Origin of the sequence: Methanosarcina sp., from assembly GCF_035390745.1 — an archaeon.
Lineage (GTDB): Archaea > Halobacteriota > Methanosarcinia > Methanosarcinales > Methanosarcinaceae > Methanosarcina.
In genome coordinates this window covers 1-1,782 of record NZ_DAOOUJ010000136.1, presented here as the reverse complement: position 1 = coordinate 1,782, position 1,782 = coordinate 1, and the positions used below count along the sequence as shown (strand labels likewise).

1 protein-coding gene and 1 pseudogene are annotated in these 1,782 nt (G+C 43.9%); both read right to left on the bottom strand.

The genetic code is table 11. The features are described from left to right. Positions 1–291 precede the first annotated feature (291 nt). On the bottom strand, positions 292–1,221 hold the full coding sequence (locus PLL47_RS15030) for an IS30 family transposase (RefSeq protein ID WP_324447362.1): 930 nt from the start codon (positions 1,219–1,221) through the stop codon (positions 292–294). Positions 1,222–1,470: 249 nt separating this feature from the next. Beyond that, positions 1,471–1,590, bottom strand: a pseudogene (locus PLL47_RS15025) (helix-turn-helix domain-containing protein); the annotation flags it as partial. Positions 1,591–1,782: the final 192 nt, after the last annotated feature.

Here is a 1,782-nt window from a genome sequence, read left to right as displayed (position 1 = left end):
GGTCAATTGAAAAGGTAATTTCCAGTTTGCAAAAGTAAATTCCACACAAGCCGATTCATCAGACAGGATCGGCTTTTTAGCTGATTTTAGATCGGTTTATTCTGACATATTTTTAATGCTTTTCAGTCAATAATAGGTTAAAATATAGGCTGGAGGAGCAAAACCAGCCCATTTTTGAGCATAATGAAACAGAGGTATGGAAATTAGCTGACTTTATTGCAAGAGTAATTTCCACCCTTTTGGAATGTGGTTATGCAGTTGTGGCTGGTGGTGCCTCTGTAGATTTATTTTTTATTTTTTAAGAAGGGATGGATGCAGAGTGACCTTATCTGGCGGGATAAGATCTACATTCATCCTTCTTAATATTTCTTCACCATAAAATGACGCGAAAGTCCAATAAGGAGTCTTGTCCCCGAGGTTCAGCCGACCGTATGAGTTGATATGGTTCATCATCAGGGTAATATCCTGCTGGGTAAAATCATCAAGAGAACTGCCCTTGGGGATAATACGCCGGATCAGTGCATGGTTGTTTTCTGCCGCACCTCTCTGGTAAGGAGCCTGCGGATCACAGTAGAAAACCCATGTTCTTCGCTGCCCATTTGAATCAAATTCAATAGCGGCCGGATTAGAGAACTCACTGCCATTGTCACAGAGCAGTACCGGGAACAATTTGCGGAAAGTATCGGACCCAAGTTCCAGGTAAAGACGGTCGAAGATATCAATGACAGACTGGGAAGTATTCGCGTCTCTGATGAATGCGAGCATGAGCTGTGGGAAAGTGAAATGCAGCGTCAGCAGAACTTTGCCGCCTATCCTTCCCTCGACCGTGTCCATTTCAACCACTGGGAGGTCCGGATGCTCCTGTCTGAATTTAAGATAGTCCTGATAAGTTCGTCCTATCCGGCATTTTTTATCTACCTTGAACCGGTCTTTTATCTTCCTGCGCCTACCCATACGTACTACTCTGGGCATATCGATATTCCTTGCTGTGAAAACCCCCATATCCACATAGTTGTACAGTGTGCGTTCGTCGAGCATGATCTCATCAGCATGGTTGATACATATGTGGTGAAGCGACTGACCTTTCATGAGGAGAGGGCTGACAACGGAATCCAGTCTTATCGCCTCCTCTTCAGTGATCTGCAGCCCCTGGCGGCACTCAGAACGTAATGCCTCGTATTCTTTTTGTGCATGTGTTGCAGAGTAGACCCTCTTCTCCAATGTGCAGGACCGTTTGTTTTCACAACCATTGCAAACATAGGGCGGTTTCGAAAGCCTGGAGCAAATCTCCCGTTGATATTCACTACAAAGTGACGAACATGGATGTGATCCGCAAAAGCGACAATAACGTCTGCATCGTAAGCTGCCACAAAGACGCGTGGCAATGCAACTGAAACGATACCTGCAGTCATTGAATGCCATTCCATAACATCCGGTTTGCTTGTATTGGATATGATTTTTTATTTCTTTCGCTATTGTGGTTGGATCCTTACCAAGCTCACGGGCTATGCTTTTGAATGATTCCCTGCTGTTCAATCTTTGCTCGATTATGTTCCTTTCCTCTTGTGTCAGATGTTTGAAGTTGCTCATATGAGTACCTCCTTCAGAGGCACCACCAAGATTATCATAACTTTTTGAAAGGTGATTTTCCAGTTTATGCAGCAGAAGTGAACCTGAACATCGCTTGCAAAAGTTACTTCCACATCTTGCAACCCTTCGTATTTGCAAAAGTTATTTCCGCTGCTCCTGATTTTGGGGTGGAAATTACTTTTTCAAATGAGT